Annotated in this window: 3 protein-coding genes; 1 reads left to right on the plus strand and 2 read right to left on the minus strand. The window is 57.5% G+C overall.

Going from position 1 to position 3,544, the window contains the following annotated elements; translation table 11 throughout:
• Window positions 1-594 precede the first annotated feature (594 nt).
• On the plus strand, window positions 595-1,860 hold the full coding sequence (locus tag EIC84_RS25765; RefSeq protein ID WP_134737361.1) for a plasmid recombination protein: 1,266 nt from the start codon (window positions 595-597) through the stop codon (window positions 1,858-1,860).
• A 533-nt stretch (window positions 1,861-2,393) separates the two neighbouring features.
• On the opposite strand, the gene EIC84_RS25770 is transcribed toward EIC84_RS25765, so the two are convergent.
• Both EIC84_RS25770 and EIC84_RS25775 read right to left on the minus strand, forming a co-directional pair.
• On the minus strand, window positions 2,394-2,903 hold the full coding sequence (locus EIC84_RS25770) for a hypothetical protein (RefSeq protein ID WP_003071696.1): 510 nt from the start codon (window positions 2,901-2,903) through the stop codon (window positions 2,394-2,396).
• Window positions 2,900-3,421, minus strand: coding sequence for a hypothetical protein (locus EIC84_RS25775; protein WP_003071698.1), 522 nt, complete (start codon window positions 3,419-3,421; stop codon window positions 2,900-2,902). Before EIC84_RS25775 ends, EIC84_RS25770 begins: the two co-directional genes overlap by 4 nt.
• Between the last annotated feature and the right edge of the window lie 123 nt (window positions 3,422-3,544).

A 3,544-nucleotide genomic window follows, 5' to 3' on the forward strand; every position in this document is an offset into this window, starting at 1 on the left:
GTGAACATAAGGAACCCAATCAAATCGCCCGCAAAGCCGCGCCAGTATTGGATTCCAGCTGTTTTTCTGAAAAGTCGGCCTCTTATTCTCTTTAGGGTGGCGAAGGACAGAGCGCCTGCGGCGGGCTAACAGCCCTGATATGCCCCCTCTGGCCCTTCGGGCCGGGGAGCGGTTGCCCCCGGTGTTGCACCAGCATTGCGACGAATTTACAAACGGCGAAGCGTTTGAAAGCTCCGATCAGGTGGTCGTGAGCGAAGCTCTCGACTACCTGATCCGCCTGAGCGGCAGGCTCCAGCTGACCCGCAAGCGGGCATGCCGGTTCTATTGTTAGCAGCGTGCGCGAGCGCGTGCAGGCGTGTGTTCGTGACGCGCGAAAACAGCCATTGTCATCAGGCGCGAAGGCGGCAAGCTGTCTGCGAAAAGTAGGGTTCGCGGGTCAGCCGCCAGGGCGTGCGAGACGTGCTGCTGAACAGCCGTTTCCGCTTCGCTGACATGGGGGCTATGCCCCCATACCCCCGACAGGGGCCGACGCTTATCGCAGATAAGCATAGTCGGTCACTATGCTTATGATTCAGCGCTGCTTACACTGGGCACATGGGCTACCAATTTCTGCACATCGAGGGGTATGCGCGCCACGGCTCAAAGCAGGGCGAGAAGGCGCGCAAATGGTCTGCCAGCGAGATCGCTGCAGAGGCAATGCGCGACCCCGACGCCTGCCCTCACGTCGAGAAGCCGAGAGCGCCGAAGGTGCTCTACGGGGGCACGCCACGGGAGGCTGCAGAGCTGGCCGAGAGCTGGGCAAACAGCGCGAAGGATGCGCAGGGGCGGGGGCTGCGGCGGGACGGCCTTGCGCTGGCTGCTGGGGTTGTGAGCCTGCCCGCAGAGCAGCAGGCCGACTGGCCGCGCTTCCGCGAGGCCACGGTCGCGTGGCTCAAGGGGCAGTACGGTGAGCGGTTGCGGTCGGTCGTTGAACACACCGACGAGGCCCACCCCCATCTCCACTTCTACGCCGTGCCGTTGCAGGGCGAGCGCTTTGAGGTTCTGCACCCTGGCAGGCAGGCCGCTGCTGAAAAGGCCCGGCAAGGGGGCAAGAAGGGCGCACAGAACACGGAATACAGGCGGGCCATGGTTGGGTGGCAGGATGACTTTGCGCGCGCTGTAGCGGCTGATTTTGGGCTTGCGCGGCTTGGACCGGGGCGGCGGCGTTTGACGCGGGCGCAGTGGCAGGCTGAGCAAGCGCAGGCCAAGGCACTGGCCGCTGTTGAGTGGCCCAAGGCAGTCGGGCTGCACGCCAAGGACGTGGCCAAGGTAGTGCTTGAAAAGCGCTCGCTCAGAGCTGACCTGGTTGAATCGGACGCAGACCAGGCCAAGCGACTCAACGGTCTGTTTTCGAAGCGTGCAGCGCCGCTGTTAGCGGCTGCTCGGCAAGCAAAACCGGCTCGAGAGCAGGCTGATCGGTTGGCGCGAGAAACGACCTTGCTGCGGGCCCAAAACGACGCGCTGCAGGCTCGTTTGGCGATGTTCACGCCGGCTGAAATTGAGGCGGCTCAGGAGCGGCAGCAGCAGCGGGACGAAGCAGAGCAGATGAAGCAGGCCGAAGCGTTCCTGGCAGCGCAAGAGCAGCAGGCTCAAAACGACGAGCTGCTGCGGCTCGCAGCCGAAAACATGGTCGCTGCAGGTGAGGCTATCAGCCTCGAAAAAGCGGACAGGATGGTCGAGGATTTGCTGGCCGGAGGTTACGAGAAAGAGCTGCTGAGGTGGGTCGAGTGGAAGCCAGTAGAACGACCTGCAGAGCCTCTGCAGAAGCGTCCAAAGACCTCAGCTAGTCGGAGCGTGGATGGGCCTGAGCCTGGGAGATAAAACGATGTTCTAGACAGTCCGATAGTCCAGAAACAAAAAAACCCGCGAATGCGGGTTTACACCTATACCAAATTCTCTGGTATATGTGCTATACTGTAATGATATGCGCGTAATGGGTACGTGCATATGGTTTGCCAGCAATCAATCAATAGGAGAAGCCCACATGAATCAATGCTAGCTGAGATTACGCTTGTTGTTCAGGTCATCGCGATAGCGATTGAACTGTACAAACTTTTCAAGTAAGTCTTTTCGACGGCAATCGAATTGACTGAACTACTCAAGTGTCCGACAAGACCTTGATTATAACAAAGTTGGTGATTTAACGTGAAAGTGCGTTAAATCACTCAACCTAGCAGTGGTATTTGCTCCACCTTGCTGAGTATGCAAAGTTGCCTCGTGTGTGGGCAGCACTAGGGCTGGTTAACAAGCCTATCTGGCAAGGGTTTCAAAATAAAGCGGTGCGTAAGGCACCGCTTTTCACTTGCGAGGGTCGAAGAGATTGTCTCCGGCGGACTCTTGCCGAGCTTCGGACGCTAAGGCAGTAGCTCACGCAGTTTCTCTCGCACCAGCGCTTCAACTTCGCCCATCCCGTCCTGCGATGCAAATAGATCGCTGGGTCTGTCGTTTGCGAGTCGCACTTGCTTTTTGTTGACGAACTGCGCGACCCAGTCGCGTGGCTTCGTCTTCAGATCAAGCTCAGGTGTGTTCCGCAGCAGCAGCTCGACGTACTCAGTCAGCTCTGCGCAGCGCTCTTGAAAAAGCGACTCCGCGTGACGCTCATTGATGCTCATATCGGACCAGTGTGGGAGAGGCTCAAGCACGCCGTTTGGCCCGTACTTGCGGCCCAGCTCGTTGATGAACTCCCAGTCCTCGGGCGTGAGCTTTTCGACTTCAACGTGATGCCAATTCCGGCGATACAGCGAATAAAAAAAGTCGTCACTCTCACACAGCATAGGGTCGAGCTGCCACGCGACGTTCTGGTACTGCGGAATGCTGCTGAGGATGCGGCCAAGCCAGCCGCAAGGTGCATTGCCGTCCATCATGTGCCACCTCTAGGAAATTCACTCGCGTCAGGTGGCAGCAAATCAAGCTGGTCTGGAGGTGGGAGTGGTGCTCCGTCATCAATGGGGATTGAGCCACGGGTGATGATGGGCAGATGCTTGATTTCAACGCTGTTGAGTTCTTCAACGGTCTTGGTTTGTTCATCCTCACCGACGATCACTTCGGCAAAAAATGAGCCGTAGCGCTTGCCGCTCTTGTCGGCCCACATCACTTTGGAGTTGACGACGTAAGCGTTCGCAGTACCAACCTTCACGACTTGAAGCCACTGCTCCTCTTCCAGTAGCTTCACGGCCTTGTGTATCGTGGTTCTGCCATACCCCAGCAACTGCCCAATCGTCGCTTGGCTGATGACCAGGGCGTTAGATCGGTTCATGCGCTCAGTGATGAGCGTCAGCAGCTCAAAGGCTGCTGGCATGCGTTTGGATAGGGAGCGAAGCTCTGCCCAATAGCCACGAGTGACCATGGTGAAGTCTTGTGGATCTTTGCGAACAGGCTTCATAGTTCTCCGAACATATTGGTTCATATCGGCGAACTCAATGTTCACCCAAAAGAACAATCAAGTCAAATTAGCGAACATCATGTTCAAAAGAAGCGGCGAACATAGCGTTCGCCAAAGTGAACA

This window comes from Comamonas sp. A23 (assembly GCF_004522605.1).
Classification (GTDB): domain Bacteria; phylum Pseudomonadota; class Gammaproteobacteria; order Burkholderiales; family Burkholderiaceae_C; genus Comamonas; species Comamonas thiooxydans.

Bases quoted from the DNA above. Each gene is read 5' to 3' on its own strand.
- EIC84_RS25765 (WP_134737361.1), top strand. From the start codon at position 595: ATGGGCTACCAATTTCTGCACATCGAGGGGTATGCGCGCCACGGCTCA.
- EIC84_RS25770 (WP_003071696.1), bottom strand. From the start codon at position 2,903: ATGATGGACGGCAATGCACCTTGCGGCTGGCTTGGCCGCATCCTCAGC.
- EIC84_RS25775 (WP_003071698.1), bottom strand. From the start codon at position 3,421: ATGAAGCCTGTTCGCAAAGATCCACAAGACTTCACCATGGTCACTCGT.